The 17157-nt window shown below is 73.5% G+C and carries 14 protein-coding genes; 3 read left to right on the plus strand and 11 right to left on the minus strand.

Annotated features, from left to right (window positions below):
• The first annotated feature begins 92 nt into the window (after nucleotides 1-92).
• The 3 genes from ACIRS4_RS15730 (at nucleotide 93) to ACIRS4_RS15740 (ending at nucleotide 4312) form a co-directional block, all read left to right on the plus strand.
• Nucleotides 93-752, plus strand: a complete 660-nt coding sequence (locus ACIRS4_RS15730) for a flavin reductase family protein (protein ID WP_404195342.1) — start codon at nucleotides 93-95, stop codon at nucleotides 750-752.
• A 183-nt stretch (nucleotides 753-935) separates the two neighbouring features.
• The gene (locus ACIRS4_RS15735; protein ID WP_404195344.1) at nucleotides 936-2666 is read left to right on the plus strand and encodes a lysyl oxidase family protein; all 1731 of its coding nucleotides are present in this window, start codon (nucleotides 936-938) and stop codon (nucleotides 2664-2666) included.
• Between the two features lie 257 nt (nucleotides 2667-2923).
• Entirely contained in the window at nucleotides 2924-4312 is a 1389-nt protein-coding gene (locus ACIRS4_RS15740; RefSeq protein WP_404195346.1) for an LCP family protein, read from the plus strand.
• A 300-nt stretch (nucleotides 4313-4612) separates the two neighbouring features.
• Here the strand turns inward: ACIRS4_RS15740 and ACIRS4_RS15745 are convergent, their stop codons facing one another.
• From ACIRS4_RS15745 to ACIRS4_RS15795, 11 genes are all read right to left on the minus strand, one after another.
• Nucleotides 4613-6067, minus strand: coding sequence for an NADase-type glycan-binding domain-containing protein (locus tag ACIRS4_RS15745; RefSeq protein WP_404195349.1), 1455 nt, complete (start codon nucleotides 6065-6067; stop codon nucleotides 4613-4615).
• Entirely contained in the window at nucleotides 6064-6630 is a 567-nt protein-coding gene (locus ACIRS4_RS15750; RefSeq protein WP_404195351.1) for a phage tail protein, read from the minus strand. The genes ACIRS4_RS15745 and ACIRS4_RS15750 overlap by 4 nt, the downstream gene beginning before the upstream one ends.
• Nucleotides 6627-8585, minus strand: a complete 1959-nt coding sequence (locus ACIRS4_RS15755; RefSeq protein ID WP_404195354.1) for a putative baseplate assembly protein — start codon at nucleotides 8583-8585, stop codon at nucleotides 6627-6629. Before ACIRS4_RS15755 ends, ACIRS4_RS15750 begins: the two co-directional genes overlap by 4 nt.
• A complete protein-coding gene (locus ACIRS4_RS15760; protein WP_404195357.1) occupies nucleotides 8585-9028 on the minus strand; it encodes a GPW/gp25 family protein in 444 nt (147 codons plus the stop codon). The genes ACIRS4_RS15755 and ACIRS4_RS15760 overlap by 1 nt, the downstream gene beginning before the upstream one ends.
• Nucleotides 9029-9071: 43 nt before the next feature.
• Nucleotides 9072-10976, minus strand: coding sequence for a VgrG-related protein (locus tag ACIRS4_RS15765; protein WP_404195360.1), 1905 nt, complete (start codon nucleotides 10974-10976; stop codon nucleotides 9072-9074).
• On the minus strand, nucleotides 10976-11701 hold the full coding sequence (locus ACIRS4_RS15770) for a tail protein X (RefSeq protein WP_130438939.1): 726 nt from the start codon (nucleotides 11699-11701) through the stop codon (nucleotides 10976-10978). Before ACIRS4_RS15770 ends, ACIRS4_RS15765 begins: the two co-directional genes overlap by 1 nt.
• A gap of 17 nt (nucleotides 11702-11718) precedes the next feature.
• Nucleotides 11719-12144, minus strand: coding sequence for a phage tail protein (locus tag ACIRS4_RS15775; protein WP_404195363.1), 426 nt, complete (start codon nucleotides 12142-12144; stop codon nucleotides 11719-11721).
• Nucleotides 12145-12192: 48 nt separating this feature from the next.
• On the minus strand, nucleotides 12193-13260 hold the full coding sequence (locus tag ACIRS4_RS15780) for a hypothetical protein (protein WP_404195366.1): 1068 nt from the start codon (nucleotides 13258-13260) through the stop codon (nucleotides 12193-12195).
• A gap of 2757 nt (nucleotides 13261-16017) precedes the next feature.
• On the minus strand, nucleotides 16018-16170 hold the full coding sequence (locus tag ACIRS4_RS15785; RefSeq protein WP_404195369.1) for a DUF6760 family protein: 153 nt from the start codon (nucleotides 16168-16170) through the stop codon (nucleotides 16018-16020).
• Nucleotides 16167-16688, minus strand: a complete 522-nt coding sequence (locus ACIRS4_RS15790) for a hypothetical protein (protein ID WP_404195372.1) — start codon at nucleotides 16686-16688, stop codon at nucleotides 16167-16169. The genes ACIRS4_RS15785 and ACIRS4_RS15790 overlap by 4 nt, the downstream gene beginning before the upstream one ends.
• The gene (locus ACIRS4_RS15795) at nucleotides 16688-17131 is read right to left on the minus strand and encodes a phage tail protein (protein ID WP_130438933.1); all 444 of its coding nucleotides are present in this window, start codon (nucleotides 17129-17131) and stop codon (nucleotides 16688-16690) included. The genes ACIRS4_RS15790 and ACIRS4_RS15795 overlap by 1 nt, the downstream gene beginning before the upstream one ends.
• Nucleotides 17132-17157 lie beyond the last annotated feature (26 nt).

The raw sequence follows: 17157 nt of genomic DNA on the forward strand, positions 1-17157 counted from the left end.
GACCCCGGCAGGCGTCGAACCGCCCCCTCACCGACGCCTGCCGTCCTCACTGTTCGGGCGGGGCCGAAGTGTCGGGTGTTTAGCGTTCGGGCATGACTTCTTCAGTGGGCCCGGGCGTGGTGGGTGGGCGGCATGTGGCCATTGCTCCGGGGATTCTCTACTTCGGCACTCCCGTCGCTCTGCTGGCGACCGTGAACGAGGACGGGTCGCCCAATCTCGCGCCCGTCTCGTCGGTGTGGGCGTTGGGGTGGAGTGTGGTGCTCGGGGTGGGGCGGGGGAGCCGTACCGTCGAGAATCTGGCTGCCAGGGCGGAGGTGGTGGTCAATCTGCCGGGGCCCGAACTGTGGCGGCAGGTCGAGGCGTTGGCTCCGCTCACCGGGGCGGAGCCCGTGCCCGAGGAGAAGCGGGGGGTCTACCGGTACGAGCCGGACAAGTTCGCCGCCGCCGGGCTCACCCCGCAGCCCGCCGAGGGCGTACGGGCTCCCCGGGTCGCCGAGTGTCCCCTCCAACTGGAGGCGCGGGTCACGGAGATGACGTCGGGCGGCGGTGGGGAGTTCCGGATCGTGGAGTGCGAGGTGGTGCGGGTGCATGCCCGCGACGATCTCGTGGTGCCGGGGACCCAGCACGTGGATCCGTCGGCGTGGAGCCCGCTGATCTACAACTTCCGGCATTATCACGGACTTTCGCCGGAGGTGGGGTTCGGGTTCCGCTCGCTGACGCCGACGCGGGAAGGGGTGGCCTCCGGCGGGTGAATCTCGCGGCGGCAGGCAACCCGCGGAAGCAATTTGCCTCTCTCACAGGGTGCCCACAGAGTCGGCCGGGGCGCATGGGCGTGTTCGACGCACGTCCCAGGGGAGCGCCCGTCGCACAAGGCCGGATCCGCGGGCTGTCCAGTCCGATGCCATCGACCATGGCACTCGCAGACGAGGAACCCGATGACCAGTCAGAAACACCGTGGAGAGCTGCAGAGAACGGCGTTCGCCGCCGGAGCGGTGCTCGCCGTCGTCGCCGTCGCCGGGGCCGCGCCCGGCGCCGGCGCGGCGCCGAAGGCCACGCCCGGCACGCCGCAGCTCAAGCTGATCGCCGCGTCGAAGTCCGTCACCCTCGACCGGTGGGAGTGGGACGGCCAGGCCGGCGTCAACCTGGACCTGGGCACCTACGTGTCCGTCGACAACGCGCCGCTCGAGTTCAAGGTGACCCGCAAGTCCTACAAGGACCCCGTCGTCGCCCAGCAGATCCTGCGCGACGGGAAGAAGGTGAAGACGAAGACGCTGCCCGCCGGGCTCGTCCGGGACTTCCAGGGGCTGTCCGGCTTCCTGGAGGTGTCCATCAAGAACGCCGCCGGCGCCCAGGTCCTCACCGCCAAGGGGGACTTCTGCCCCAACAACGCCTCCGGGCGGATCCGGCCCGACGCGCCGGCCACCTCGCACTATCCGCAGAGCTGCCCCGCGAACCCCTTCACCCTCGGCTCGGTGTGGGGCGTGGAGAAGGGCTGGGCGGCCAACACCAGCACCGGGGACCGCGACAAGCCGACCGACCTGGCGGTGGGCGAGTACACGGCCAAGGTGTCGGTGGCGAAGAAGTACCGCGACTACTTCGGCATGGCCGACGCGCCGCAGACCGTCAAGCTCACGGTCCGCGAGTCCCCGGAGGGCGGCGAGGGCGGCGTGGGGCTGCGGTCCTCCGGCGCGCACGGCTCCCACGGTGCCAAGGCGGCCCACGGGGCGCACGGCGCCCACGCGGGGCACGGTGCGCAGCAGGGCGCCGAACCGGCCCCCGGCGGCGGTCACCACTACGGCTCGCGCGGCGCCGACGAGCCCACCGCGCCTGCCTTCCCGCACGCGCTGGAGGCCCGTGGCCTCGCCCGCCACCTGGGCGACGGCAAGGGGCACACGGACGGCTCCCGCATAGCTCCCGCGCTGAAGGCCAACGCCCAGCGGCCCACCGGCCGGGCGACCGTCCCCGCGAACGTGCCCAAGCCCGACCTGCGCTCCCTGCCGGCCTGGGGCTTCGAGATCACCGACGGCGAGGACGGCGACGTACCCGGCAAGGACTACCTCGCCTTCAGCGCCAACGTCTGGAACGCGGGCCCGGCCCCCCTCGTCGTGGACGGCTTCCGCAGCCCCGGCAAGGACCTGATGGACGCCTACCAGTACTTCTACGACGCGAGCGGCAAGCAGGTCGGCTACACCCCCACCGGCACCATGGAGTGGGACCCGCGCATCGGCCACGAGCACTGGCACTTCACCGACTTCGCCAGCTACCGCCTGCTCAGCGCCGACAAGACCAAGCAGGTGCGCAGCGGCAAGGAGGCGTTCTGCCTGGCCAACACCGACGCCGTCGACTACACGGTGAAGAACGCCAACTGGCACCCGCACAACACCGACCTGTCCACCGCGTGCGGAGAGCAGAACTCGATCTCCGTGCGTGAGGTCCTCGACGTCGGCTCCGGCGACACCTACACCCAGTACCGGCCCGGCCAGTCCTTCGACATCACCGGACTGCCCAACGGCACGTACTACGTGGAGGTCCTCGCCAACCCGGCCAAGCGCCTGAAGGAGACCGACCTCACCAACAACACCTCCCTGCGCAAGGTCGTCCTCGGTGGCACGACGGGCGCCCGCACGGTGAGCGTCCCGCCGTACGACCTCGTCAACGCGCCCTGACCACGCTCCGGTGACGGCCTGACCCGCACCGGCCGGTTCTCACGACCGGTCCGGTGCGGGTCACGGTCAGTCATTTGACCTATGTAAAAGGTCACTTGGGGCAACCCTGTCCCCCTCTGGCGAGTCTGGTGAGACGTCTGTGCTTTCGGGACGTATTCCTGCCTGCGGGTGGAGTTCCGTCGAACGGCGGTGACCAGCGCCGAGTATCCGAGCACGGTGTACGGGGTGACACAACGGCCGAGCGGAGGGCAGCGCCGATGAGCGGGACACGAGGGCGTCGGCGTACGGCGGACGGCCGGGGGCAGACCAGGCTGACTCGGCGGGGACGCGTACTGGCGTGGACCGGCGGCGTGATCACGGTGATGCTCCTCGGGGTCGGCGGCGCCGGCGCCTGGATCTACCAGGATCTCAACGGCAACATCCACTCCGCCGACATCGACGACAAGCTGGGCGGTGAGCGCCCGGACAACCTCAGCCCGGGCTCGAAGAACATCCTGGTCGTCGGCTCCGACACCCGTGAGGGCGCCAACTCCGAGTACGGCGGCCCCGATCTGACCACGATGCAGTCGGACACCCTGATGGTGTTGCACATCCCCGCGGACCGGGAGTGGGCCACGGTGCTGTCCTTCCCCCGTGACTCCTGGGTGCAGATACCGTCCTGCGACCGGGGGAACGGCTCCATGTCCTCCCCCCACAAGGCCAAGATCAACGAGGCGTTCGCGATCGGCGGCAGCAGCGGCGAAGTGGCCGGGGCCGCCGCGTGCAGCATCAAGACCGTCGAGGCCCACACCGGCCTGCGCATCGACAACTTCATGTCCATCGACTTCTCCGGATTCAAGGGAATGGTCGACGCGCTCGACGGGATCGAGGTCTGCCCGAAGCAGAACATCGTCTCCGACAAGGCGAGACTGAAGCTGAAGGCCGGCTGCCAGACCGTCGACGGCGAGACCGCCCTCGGCTATGTCCGGGTCCGCTACGGCGTGGGCGACGGCTCCGACATCGGGCGCATCGGACGTCAGCAGGAGTTCATGAACGCCCTGGTGAAGAAGGCGAAGGACAAGCTCACCAGCCCGGACTCGCTGTACGGCTTCCTCCAGGCGGGTACCAAGTCGCTCACCACCGACCCGAAGATGGCCGGCATCAAGCCGATCTACGCCCTGGCCAACGAACTCAAGGGCATTCCCACCGAGCGGCTCTCCTTCCTCACCGTGCCCAACTATCCGCGTGGGGCCGACTTCCCGAAGGACATCGCCAACGTCGTCTGGCAGTATCCGCAGGCCACCGAGGTGTTCACCGCCCTGGCCAACGACAAGGAGACGAGCAAGGCCCAGTTGCAGGCCTCCGTCAAGAACCTGGTCTACGCCTCGCAGGTCCGGGTCCAGGTGCTCAACGGCACCGGGGTGTCCGGCCGGGCGGGGCAGGTCGCGGAGAAGCTGCGCGCCGCCGGCTACAACGTCGTCGCCACCGGCAACGCGGGCAGGACGGTGGCCAAGTCGGCGCTCACCTTCCCGGCGGGCATGGAGAAGCAGGCCGCGGTCCTGGCCGCGCGCTTCCCCGGGACGCCGTCGACGGTGTCCGCGGACGCGGCGGCCGGGATGGTCACGCTCGTCGTCGGGCCGGACCTGAAGCTGGAGAAGCTCGAATGACGGTGGTTCGACAAGCGGCGGAGATCGTGTACTATTGATCTTGAGCCGGTCAGCACGACAGTGAAAAACCGGTTCTGCGTTGGTGGTCCAAGGAAAGACGCCCCACTTCCTGTGGGGAGATGCAGGTGCAAGGCCTGCCCGGCGCTCTCACTGCGAGGCCCGCCCCGTGTCACACGGGGTGGGCCTCGTGTCGTTGTGCGGTCCGGCGGTCGCTCTGGCCCCCGAGGCTTCGGCGTGGCCGCGGAAAAGGGCGGCCCCCGGTCGGGGAGGCCGCCCTCGGTCATGTGAAGCCGCCCGGACTCAGCCGGAGTTCGCCGTCGACGGGCCGAAGAACTCGATCTCGGCGATGGCCACCTGTTTGCTCGCCGACGCCGCGTACGCGGACTCGATCGTCAGACGCACCTTGGTGACCTCGCCGACGCGGAACGCGCGCCGCTGGCCGCCGGCGCCCTGGTCCAGGACGAGGTCCCGGGTCGTCGTCGTGCCGTCCTTCTTCGTGATCGTCGCCTTCACCCGGTGGGGCAGCGCCGACTCCTGGAGCTGGTCGCCGCGGGTCGAGACGCCCGGGGTGATGATCAGGTCCAGCAGCCGGGTCGGTTCGGCGAAGCGGGCCTCGATCCACTCGCCCTGGCCCGACTGGGACACTCCGGGGCCCCACCAGCTGTTGTTGAGCCGGTCGAAGGCCAGCTCGGGCTTGTGGCCCGGGTAGGAGCGGGAGGCGGTGATCTGGTCCGGGGCGACGGGGGCGCGCTTGGCGAAGTGGTCGCGGGTGGCGTCGATCCAGCCCGGTGTGCTGAACCCGACCCACACCAGCAGGCTGAGCACGGCCGCGGCGACCACCCAGGTCACGACGCGGTCGAAGGTGCGCCGCAGCCGGGGGCGGTCGCCGGCCCACGGGGTCCGGCCGTTGCGGAAGCCCGGCAGGCGGCGCCACCACGGGCGTCGCGCCGGCGCGTCGTCGACCAGGGTCATCGGCATCGCGCAGCGCACGCAGTAGTGCCGATCCGGGTTGTTCGGGGTGGCGCACCAGGGGCAGGGCACGCCGTTCATCTCGCCCTGCTGCGGTCCCGGGGCCCGCACCTGCGGACGGTCGACGACCGGCCGTCCCGGCAGCACCGGCGCCACGGGGGGCTGCGGCTCGGGTTGGGGTTCCGGTTCGGCGACGGGGACGAGGAGGGAGCGGGCGCGGGCGGTCATGGTGTCGTCGGGCGCGGGGGCGGGGGAGGGGATCGCGGGGGCGGGCGTGGGGGCCGTGGTCGGTGCGGGTGCGGGTGCGGGTGCGGGTGCGGGTGTGGGTGTGGGCTGCGGGGTTGCCGGGGCCGGTTGGGCCGCGGGGGGCGCGGAGGGCGCCTCCTGCGAGGTGGGCTGGTCCGGTGGGAGGGCGGGGAGCGGGGTCTCCGCCGTGTCCTCGTCCTCCGAGGAGGGGGGAGCGTCCGCCGGGCCCGAGGGCTCCGCCGGGGCGGGCGCGGTCCGAGCGCCGGCCTCCGCCCCGTCCGGAGCAGCCACGACGGCGGGCGCGGTCGCCGGCGTACCGGCCGCCGTCGCGGGGGACGTCGTCACAGCGGCCGCCGCCGTGCCGGCGCCGGCGCCCGAGGCTTTCCGCTCGGCGCCCGCGCTCGCGCCCGCCGGTGTCGCGGCCGGCGTCCTGCCGGCCGGAGAGCGGTCCGTCCAGCTCAGTACGGCTCCGCAGGCGTCGCAGAAGGACTGGCCCGGCTCCGCCCGGGTGCCGCATTCGGCGCAGTTGTGGGTGGTCATCTCTCCGGGGTCCTTTCGGCGGCGGTCGCGGCGGTCACCTCGACCGTGTACGGCATGTGGGCGGGGCGGGCGGCGGCCACGAGGGCGTCCAGCCGGTGTTCGTCGGCCGGGCCCGGGTCGGGCAGGCGGAGCGAGACGTGCAGGTGGGGACGGGGATCGCCGGGGACCGGGCCGAGCGGGCGGGCACTCCACGCGGCGGCCCCGCTCTCGGAGATCTCCGGTTCCACGCCGAACGCGAGCCGTACCGCCTCCGCGAGACCGCGCCGGGTGCCGCGCACCCGGTGCAGATACGCGGCGGCGGCGACGGCGGCCCGCAGCCGGGGCTCCGGTTCGCTGCCGTCGGTCTCCGCGCCGACCCAGCCGGCCAGCCAGCGGGTGAAGTCGGCCGGGGCGAGTGCCGGGTCGAAGTAGGCGGGCAGGCAGTCCAGGACGTTGAGGATCGGCGCCATCACCTCGTCGAGTCCGCCGACGAACCGCTGTGCGAGGTCGTCGTCGGCGAACACGGCGGGCAGCATGGCGCCGATCGGTGCGGACGAGCCGAGACCGTCGACGGAGCCCCTCACGCGCCGTCCCCGATCACGCGGACGCGGTGGTCGTAGGAGAAGACCAGGGAGGGCGCGGACAGGTCGATGCGGTCGGTGGCCTCGCCGCGTTTGCCGGTGAGGGGGTCGGCCGGGTGCAGGGTGACCTGGTCGACGAGTTCGACGCCGGGGACGCGCTGGAGGACGGCGAAGACCTCGCCGGACTGGACGGGCCGGCCGAAGGGCCAGCCCCGGCCGTCCGCGCCGCCGGTCAGCGGGTCGAGGTGGCGGTAGAGGGCGTCGTGGGCCTGCCGGCGCACCCGGTCGGTGTCCACGCCGCGGAAGGCGTGCACGGTGGCGACCACGGTGACACCCTGGTAGAACGGCGGGCCGACCGCCAACCGGGTCCCGATCAGGCGGCGTTCGTCCAGATGGCGGGTGATCCGGTCCAGCAGTGCGTCGCCGGGCACGAGTTGCTCGAAACGTAGCCGTCCACCCGGATCGGGGACGGCCTGCGGAACCACCAACACCCGTACCGCGTAGGCGCCGTGTTCGTCGGGCTTGCCTTCGAGGCAGGTGATGCGGGCGGTCTCGGGGGCGGCGCGGCGGGCCAGCTCCTCGTAGTCGCGCAGGGTGACGGCCCGCTCCTGGGCGCGCAGGGTGATGGGCGCGCGGACCTTCGCCTCTGTCACCGTCTCCCCGTCGACCCCGCCGCGCGCGGCCTCGCGGTTGACGACCTCGGAGACGTACGGCACGGAGGTGCGCAGCACCTGGACCGCGCCGCGGGCCACGTTGCCGGCGCGGCCGCCTCCGGTGCGGTAGCGGCGGGCGCGGATCACCGCGCCCTTGGGGGCGACGGCGCCGTACTGGCGCAGGGTGCCGTCGGGTTCGCGCACGGAGGGGCCGAAGGCGATCTCGCCGGTCGCGGCGTCCAGGGTGATGTGCCGGTCGTCGGGGCGGGAGGCGGCGAAGTGCGGGACGACGGACCAGTCGGTCCAGCCGTCGTGTTCTGCGGTCTGGAGCAGCAGCGGCGGGTCGTCGCCGACGACCGGAGCGTGTTCGAGGCGCAGCCGCTGCCCGGGCAGACCGGTGGACTCGCCGAGGGCCTCGTCGTACACGGTCTCGGCGTGGACGGCGGGCGCGGTGCCGCCGACGGTGAAGGCCTCGGCCGAGCGCACGGTGGGGGAGGTGGTGTAGAAGGGCTGGCCGGCCAGCGGCTCGGTGACGCGGCAGCGCAGCCAGCCGGCCTCCTGGCCGCCGGAGCGGGACAGGACGTGCCCGCCGGGGATGTGCAGGACCACCTCGCCGGGGCGGTTGAGGCCGCCGGTGCCGTCGCGGTCGACCTCGCAAGCCTGCCAGCCGTCCTCGGTCCACGCCTCCCAGACCAGCGGGGGCTGGCGCGGGTCGACGCCGACGCCGTCCACGCGGCTGTCGAGTTCGAGGTCGACGGCGCAGTGCGGGACGGCCGCGGTCAGGCCGAACAGCATGCAGTCGCCCGGCCGGGGGGCCTCGGCGAAGCACAGCACGTCCTTGCCCTCGGCGAGGTCGGCGGTCCGGTCCGACACCGGCTCGCCCTGCCGCTGCACGACGAGATGCCGCAACGCGGAGGGCACGACGGCCAGTTCGCGTTCCGTGGCGAAGACGACGGCCTCCTCGCTCTCGGTGCGCACGGTCGCCGTCTCCGTGCCGATGGGCAGCAGCACCGTCTCCTCCTGCGGCGCGGACAGCCAGAAGGTGACGTCGGTGCGGGCCGCCGAGGGCGGGAAGAGGTGGATGCCGACCAGGTCGAGGAAGGCGAGGTGGTTCTTCTCCGGGACGCGGTTGAGCCGGTAGACGATCTGGTCGGCCATGTGGGCGACCGTCTCGACGAGGGTCACGCCCGGGTCGGAGACGTTGTGGTCGGTCCACTCCGGCGCGCGCTGCTGGATGTAGCGCTTGGCGTCGTCGACGAACTGCTGGAAGCGGCGGTCGTCCAGGTTGGGGGAGGGCAGGGCCATCAGCGGTCGCTTTCGGAAGCCGTACCGGAGGAGCTCGGGGAGTCCGGCTCTTCGTGGGACGGGATGACGTAGAAGGGGAAGACGAGGCTGCGCGGGTTGTTCGTGCCGCGGATCGAGTAGCGGACGTCGATGAACAGCACGCCCTGCTCGGCGCCGGCGGTGACCTCGACGTCGTGGACCTCGATGCGCGGCTCCCAGCGGTCCAGGCTGGCGTACACCTCGTGCTGGATGCGGCCCGCGGTCGCCTCGTTGACGGGGGCGAACACCAGGTCGTGGATGGCGCAGCCGAACTCCGGGCGCATGGGCCGCTCGCCCGGCGCGGTGGCGAGGACCAGCCGGATCGCCTCCTCGATCTCCCGCTCCCCGCTGACGAGGGCGATGCCCCCGGTGGGGCCGATGCGGAGCGGGAACGCCCAGCCGGATCCGACGAATTGCTCGGCCATCAGAGGGCCACCTGCCTTTTCCTTCTCCTGAGGCGCTGCTTCGTCACGGCAGCGGGTACGGCTTGCTGTTGACCAGCACGGCGCCCTGGAGCATGAGGGTGACGGCCCGGATGCCCACGTTCGCGATGGAGTTGACCTGGAGGGTGCCGCCCGAGCTGATCAGCGTGGCGCCCACGGCCTTGAGGTTGAGGGCGCCCATCGCGTCCACCGTGACCGCGCCGCCGAGCGACTTGAGGTTGACCAGGCCGCGGCCCTGCATGGTGAGGGTGCCGCCGCTCTTGACGGTCAGGTTGCGCCGCGCGCTGAGGGTGAGGTCCGTGCCCGCCTCCACCGTCACCGACCGGCCGCCGGTGATGCTCACCGTGCCCTTGCTGTCGACGGTGATCTCGGTCCTCGTCCGGTCCAGGTTGATGACGAGTTTGTCGTCGCCGCTGGTCAGCCGTACGCCCTGCTTGCCGCCGGTGCGCTGGCTGAGCAGGTCGACCCGGTTGCCGTCCCGGTCGGAGAGGGTGTGCCGGGCGGCGCGGTTGCGGGCCCCGTCGTGCAGCGGCACGTCGCGGACGGGCGTCGGCTTGTCCCGGCCGTTGTAGAGGCCGCCGATGACGTACGGGTGGTCCAGCGCGCCCCGGTCGAAGGCGACGAGGACCTCGTCGTCGACGTCCAGCGGGAAGATCGATCCGCCGTCCTTGCCGCCCCACTGCGCGACCCGCGTCCAGTCGCTGACGTAGGCGTCGTCCAGCCAGGGGAAGCGGAGCTTGACCCGGCCCTGCTTCAGCGGGTCCTGGACGTCGGTGACCAAAGCGTTGGCGATGCCGGGCAGTTGGAGGCCGTTGGCCGCGCCGCCGCCGCCCGAGGACAGCCCGTACAGCGAGCGCCACTGCCGTCCGCTGACGGTGACCCAGGCCTCGTAGTGCTTGCCGTCGCCGAAGACGTGCCGCACGGAGGTCGCCGTGTACTTGCCCTCGAAGGGCGCGCCGACGTCGGCGAGCGTGACGGGCAGCCCGGGCCGCAGCTTGGGGGTGCCGCGGGCGACGACCTCCAGTTCGGCGAACGAGCCGGTGACCTCGTCGGCGAGGGCCTCCGCCGCGAACTTCACCTCCGACTGCCGGTCGTACGGCGTCTGGGCGTCGACCAGTTTGGCCGGCTTGAACTTCACGGCGGCCTCGGCGGGCGTGGTGCCGATGCTGATGCCCGGGTTGGAGGTGGCCGGCACGGTCGCGGTGAGCGTCTTCTTCGTCGTCACGTCCCAGCCGCGCGCCTCGACGGTGCCGACCTGTTCGGCGGCGGTGACGGCGGCGCGCAGCCGGAGGATGTCGGTGCCCGCCTCCATCACGAAGGGGCTCTTCTCGCCGGGGGTGGACACGGGCGGCGCCCCGGAGGCGGGGTCGGGCCGGACGAACTGGAACTTGCCCTTGGCGTCGACGGACATGACCATCTCGTTCTCGTCGGCGAGACGGGCGAGGAAGTCCCAGTCGGTGACGTTGGCCTGGCTGATGAACTCGTACACCGTCTTCGTCGACTGGATCCGCCCGACCGGGACGCCGTCCTGCGCGGCGAGTCTGCGGGCGATGTCGGAGGCGCTCTGGTTGCGGTAGGCGGCGATCCGGCGCTGGCGCATCAGCCGGTGACCGTGGTCGTAGCCGCGGACGACGGTGAAGGAGCCGGTGCCGTCGTAGTCGGCCTCCAGCCCGGACACCTCGCCGGTCAGCAGCGGATCGGCGGCGCCCTGGCCGTCGGCGACGGGGGCGATGACGACCGGCGTCCCGAAGCGCACGCCGAGTTTGCGCAGGACCTGCCGGTGGGGGTCGCGGAACGTCAGCCGGAAGGCGGCCGGGACGCCGAGGCCCTGGTCGACCCAGCCCTCGACGAGGAGCGGCGCGAAGTCGGCGGGCAGGGGCCGGCCGCCCAGGGTGACCTGGACGACGCTGGAGTAGGCGGACTGCACCATCAGTGACGCACCTCCTCCGCCGCGGGCAGCACCAGTTCGACGCCGTTGGGCAGCCGGGCGGGGTCGTCGATGTCGTTGGCCTCGGCGATCGCCCGCCAGGCCGCCGTGTCGCCGTACTCCCGCCAGGCCAGCGACTGGAGGGAGTCCCCGGCGACGACGCGGTGCACGCGACGCGCGGTGAGGGCGCCCGAGGTCGGGTTCTGGCCCTTGGTCTTGCTGGGGATCTCGTGCAGCCGCACCTGGCAGGTGGCGCGGATGGGGACGCCGGTGGTGCCGAAGAGGGAGTAGCCGACGTCGACGCTGCTGACGTAGGCGGTGAAGCGGGCCGTGGAGAAGGAGCCCCACTGGAAGACCACCCAGGGCGGCGAGGGCTGCTTGGCGGCGATGCTCTTCGCGGTGACCTCGCAGCATTCGAGCAGCGACTCGACCTTCTTCAGCACGGTGTTGCCGCCCGGCTGGTCGGAGGAGTCGAGGAAGATCTCCAGCGTCATCTCGCGCGGCTCGGGGCCCATGAACTCCGGTACGGAGCCGTCGCGGACGGCGGCCGTCGGCGTCACCTTCCACTGGGCGCGGCGGCCGAGCTGCAACTGCGCCGGGTTGAAGTCGAACGCGAACGACTTGATCATGCCGCCCGGTGTGGTGCTGGACCCCACGGGCGGTTCGTGGATGGCGAGCGTGGCGCGTACCAGGCTCTTGCCGGCGCCGCCCTTGCTTCCCTTGGCCATGTGGTGCTTCCCTCCGCCTAGTCCGTGAACCCGTGGTGGGTGATCTCCAAGACCTCCGTGGCGACGCCAGGGCTGGCGGGGTCCAGGGACGGGCCCTGCCATCTGACCGGCAGCACGTCGATCAGCCCCCAGCGGGCCACCTCCGAGCCGTCGGCGCGCAGCGCGGCGATCTGGGCGGTGGGGCGGGTCACCCCGGTGGTGACCGACGAGATCCACTTCGCGACCTTGGTGGTGTCCGGGGTCAGGGGGCGGGTCAGCCGGATCGTGGAGAACGTGACGCGGGAGGGGAGCTGCCAGACGAAGCCGTTGTTCCCGCCCTCCTGCCGGTGCTCGATCTCCACCTCGGAGGACAGGCCCTCGCACCCGTTGAAGTATCCGAGGCTCTCGCCGTCGATGGTCAGGGTGAAGAAGATGGTGGAGCCCGGGTCGAGATCGCGGGACATCGGGGGTGGGCCTTTCTGGGGTGCGGTGGGCTTCGGGGGCGGCGGGCCTCAGGTGCGGGGGTCGCGGAGACGGCCGATGCGCTCGCGGTCCAGGCGGAGTTCGGTGCGCAGGAGACGGGTGATGCGGCCGGTCAGCCGATGGGTGAGTTCGTCGAGCTGGAAGTCGGTGAGGGCGCGGGGGTCGAAAGAGGTGGGGGCGGCGGGTGCCGGCTTTGCGGAGCTCTTGGCCCGCGGGGTCGGGGTGGTGGCCGCGGGGGGTGTGGGGGTGGCGGTGGGGGCGGCGCTGCGGGGTGCCGGGACGCGTTGGATCGCTGCGAGGGCCGGCGGGACCGGGGCGGGGGGCTCCGCCGGTTGTGCCGGTGGAGCCGGTGGAGCCGGCGGTGCGGGCGGCTGGGGCGCTTGGGCGGTGCGGGGCTGGACGACGGGGAGGGGGGCGGTGTGGGGGGTGGTCCGGCGCAGGGGCACGACGGCGGGCGCGGGGCGGCGCTGGACGGGGGCGGGCGGTGTCGGGCGGACGGTGGGGGTCGCCGGGGCGAAATGGGTGGGTGAGGAGGGGAGTTGAGGGGCGCTGATGCGCTGTGCGGCGGGTGCGGCGGGCGTGCGGTTCGGGGTGAGGCCGGGGGACGCGGGCGTGGTGTGCTGAGCGGTGTGCCGGGTGGGTGCGGTGGGGGGTTGTGGGGTCGTCGTGCGCTGCAGGGCCGGTGCAGTGTGGTGTGCGACGGGTGCGGAGGGCGTGAGGTTGGGGGACGCAGGCGTGGCGTGCCGGGTGTGCGCGGTTGTGGGCTGTGGGGTCGTCGTGTGCGTTACGGCGGGCGCGGTGTGGTGTGCGGCGGGCGTGGGGTTCGGGGTGAGGTTGGGGGAGGCTGGCGTGGTGTGTTGAGCGGTGTGCCGGGTGGGCTGCGGGTCCGTCGTGCGCTGTACGGCGGGCGCGGCGTGGTGTGCGGCGGGTGCTTCGACCGGCCTTGCGCCCGCCGGGCGGGTGGGGAGTGGGGCGCCGAGGGCCGGGCGGGCTCGTCCGCTCGCGGGAGCGGGCCGCTCGGTCTGCGGGGCGGCCGCGTTCCGGGCCGAGGGGACGGCAGGGGCCGGCTGCGCGGGGAGCGGTGGCTGAGGGCCCACGGGAGCGGACGGGCGGGAGGACGCAGCTTGGGCGGGTGGCGCCTGGCCGCTGCCGGGCACGGCCGCGCTGCCGCGCGCGGGGGCGCCCAGGCCGGGCCTCCGGGCGGCGCTCCGCTGGACAGCGGGGGCCGAAGTCGATTGGGCGGCAGGTGAGTTGATCGCTCGGGGAGCCGGTGTCACGGGGCCGGGGGAGGTGGGTGCGGCGAATCCTGGAGCGAGGCCGACGCGTTGCACGTTCGCTGCGCGGGCCGAGGGAGCGGACGCCGGGGGCGTGTTCGCCGTAGCGCCCGGCGCGGTCGGCGGCATGGGCGCGGCACCGCTGTCCGGACCGGTCGCGTGGTGGCTCGACGGTCCTGCGGCGGGCCTGCCGACCGGGGCCACCGCGCTTCGGACCGCCGGGGGCGTCGAGGCGCGCTTGCCTGCGGGACCGGGCGCGGTCTGGTTCGTCGGCGCCGGTGCGGCAGAGGGGGCGTGGGTCGCCGGGGTCGCTGTGCGGTCGCCCGCGGGACGGGTCGTCGGGCCGGGGGTGCGCTGGACCGCGGGGCTCGGCGCGGTCCGATCCGCCGGTGCGGGCGGACGGTGTCCTGGCGAGTTCGTAGTGGGCCCGCTCGGTGGGACCGGCGTGCGTTCACTTGCGGGGGTGGGCGTGGGACCGGTTGTCGGACCGGGGGTGCGCTGGACGGCGGGGCCCGGCGTGGTCCGATCCGCCGGTGCGGACGGACGGTGGGCCGCCGGGCCTGCGGCAGGCCTGACCGCCGGGCTGGACGTGGCGAGGGGCGCCTGGTCGGTCGTGCGGCCGCTCGCGGAAGTGGATGCGGACTCCGCCGGCACTGCGGAGGCGGGCCTGACGACCGGGCCTCGCGCGGGCTGAACCGTGGGTGCGGCCGTGTGCTGACCTGTTGAGCCCGAGGTGGGTACACCCGTCGGGCCCGTCGGACCGACTGCGGGCCGACTCGTCGCAGGTGTGGGGCGCTGGTGGGCGGGGTCGGCTGCGGTTTGAACGGTCGGTTCCGGGGCGGCAGTGCGTGTTGGGCCGGAGGCGCGCGCGATCGCCGGGGGTGATCCGGCCGGGGCTGCCGGTCCCGGAGCGGGGGTGCTCGCTGGGCCTGCGGTGGGCGCGCCCACCGGGTTCGACGCGGACAGGGGCGACGGGCCCGCTGTGGGCGTGTCCGTCGGGCCGGGGGCGGGCCGACGGGTCGAAGTCGCAGGGCGCTTGCCGCCGGGGCCGGCTGCGGTTTGAACCGTCGGTCCGGAGGCGGCGGTACGCGTCTGGGCGGAGGCGCCTGCCGTCGGCGGTGCGGCCGGGGACGCCGGTGCCGGGGTGCCGGCTGGGCCTGCGGTGGGCGTGCCCGTCGGACCGACCGCGGGCCGACCCGTCGCAGGGGTGGGGCGCTGGTGGGCGGGGTCGGCTGCGGTTTGAACGGTCGGTACCGAGGCACGCTTGCCTGTCGTCGGCGGTGCGGCCGGGGACGCCGGCCCCGGGGCCGGGGTGCCCGCCGGGCCTGCGGTGGGCGTTCCCACCCGCCCGGACACGGCACCGCCCGCTCGGCCTGCGGCAGGCCTGGTCGTCGGGTTCGAGGTGGGGGCCACGGGGCCGGTCGCCCGCACGTCCGCGGGACGGGTCGTCCGCTCACCCGCCGTACGGGCGGCGGCCCCGCCTGCCGGACTCGACGGGCGTTCCCCGACCGGAGCGGGGCCGAAACCGTCTGCCGGGCCCGCTGCGCCCGTCGGCGTCGGCGTGCGTCCATGGTTCGCGCTCGGAGCGGGCCGGACCGCCGACGCCCGCTGCACGACCGCGCCCTCGTCGCCGGACTCCGGCGACGGCACAGCGCGCGTCGGCTGCGCGGCCGTAGCGCCGACCGGCGCCCGCTGGACGGCGGGCGCGACGGCATGCGCCCCCGGTGCCGGTGCGGCCGTCGCGGAGCGGTCGGGGGCGGGCTCCTGGGCGGAGGCCGGGGTTCCGCCGTCGGCGGGCGGGGGCGTGCTCGCGCCCGAGCCGCTCCTCGGGGTGCTCGGGGCCCGCGCGGGCAGCGCACGCCGTTGCACCGGCGAGGCGGCCGACCTGGTCAGCGGCGCGGAAGCCGGCGGCGTCGAAGGCGGTCGGGCGGACAGCGCGCGCCGCTGTGCGGGAGCCGACGCAGCCGGCGGAGCCGGGAGCACGTGGACGCCCCGCGCCGCGACGACCGGGCCCGGGTTCACGGTCGGCGTCGGCACGGCGGGCGCCGGAACGGGGGCGGGTGTGACGGGAGCGGGGACCGACGCCGGAGGCGCGGCGGTCGGAGGTTCGGTGGACGCGGCCGGATGTGAGGGCCCGGACGACAGCGTGGTCATCCGCTCGCCCCGGCTGCCGTCCAGGACGGAAAGTGACCGCGCGCCGGTGAAGGAAGGGTTCTGCCAGGTGGCCAGCCGACCACCGAAGCCGGCGTCGGCGACCCCCGCCGTACGACGGGCCGCGGCCCGCTGGAGAGCAGGCAACGCGGTCCACCCGGCGGAACGGGGACGCACCGCACCGCCGGCCGAGCCGGCCGCCCCGCCCACAGCGGAACCGCCCGGCCCGCCGTCGGCTCCCGGATCGGCCGAGCTCCCCGCAGCCGCTGCATCGCCAGAGCCGCCGACGGCGAAGCCGTTTACGGCGTCACCACCAGCCGCGCCACCGCCACCAGCGGCACCGTCGCCACCCGGCCCCGACCCCGGCCCCGACCGCTTCCGGCCCGAGCCGGCGCCCCCGCGGAACCTCTCCAGGAAGCCCATCAGTCCTCAGCTCCCCGTCCCTGCCACGAGGGACGCGATGCGGTCCGTGTAGCGGCGGCGGTCGTGGTGTTCGAGGTCCAGGATCTCGTCCTGGCTCCAGTGGAAGTGGAAGGCGACGTACGCGATCTCCTCGTGCAGCCGGTCGGTCGCGTACGTCACGATTCCCCCAGGCGGCTCCCGCCGAGTTCGACCTCGAAGGGCTCCGCGCAGTGCGGGCATTCCACGGTCGCGCGGGTGTGGCCCTCCGCGTTGATCTGGCGGTAGAAGTCCTGGAGGAACGCCAGGTCGGAGGCGAACATGTTCTCCACGACGCCGTCGTGGACGAGCGGCAGCGTGCCGAGGCGGGTGATGACCCGGCCGAGCAGGACGACCGACAGGTACGCCGGGTTCTCCTGGACGCGGATGTCGCGCAGCGGGACGAGTTCGTCCCGGGCCGTGGACAGGCGCATCACCCCGTCGCGGTGGACGACGCCGGCCTCGTCGACGTAGCCGCGCGGCAGTTCGAAGGGGAACTCCGTCTGCAGACGCTGCTGAACCGGCGGGGGCACGGCGGACGCCGGTGCGGCGGCGGCCGGGAAGGGCGCCGGAGCCGACGCCGGCCCAGGCTCCCCGCCCGCGGGCGGAACAGCGGCCGGAACCCCGGCCGCCGCCGGCCCCCGCGCAGCCGTACGCCGCATTACTCGATGACCAGTTCTTCGAACGTGATGGTGACCGTCTCCGTCAGCGCGGAGGCCTCGCCCGCCTTCACCGTGCTGGTGTCGATCTTGCTGCACCAGGCGTTGCGCATGTTGTACCGCTTGACCGGGTTGTTCTGGTAGTCCATCACCATGATCGTGGCGTTCTTGCGGGCGGTGCCCATCGCGCCGTTGATCGACTCGGTGATCCACTGGTTGAAGGCCGCGGACTGGGTCATGCCGCGCACGACCGTGCAGGTGCCCGCCTTCTTCACGCCCGGCAGCTTCTTGGTGACCGGCTTGCCCTGCGCGGAGACCTGCTGGTACTCGATGACGTCCTGCTCGATGCTGAGGCCGCTGACCTCGGCGAGGTACTCGACCATCACGCCGTCGATCTGCAGGCCGAAATTGTGCGAAGTGAGGGCGTCACCCGGCTGGAGACTCATCTTGCATTCCTTCTAGGGGAGTTGGC

Source organism: Streptomyces sp. NPDC101166 (assembly GCF_044768125.1).
Lineage (GTDB): Bacteria > Actinomycetota > Actinomycetes > Streptomycetales > Streptomycetaceae > Streptomyces.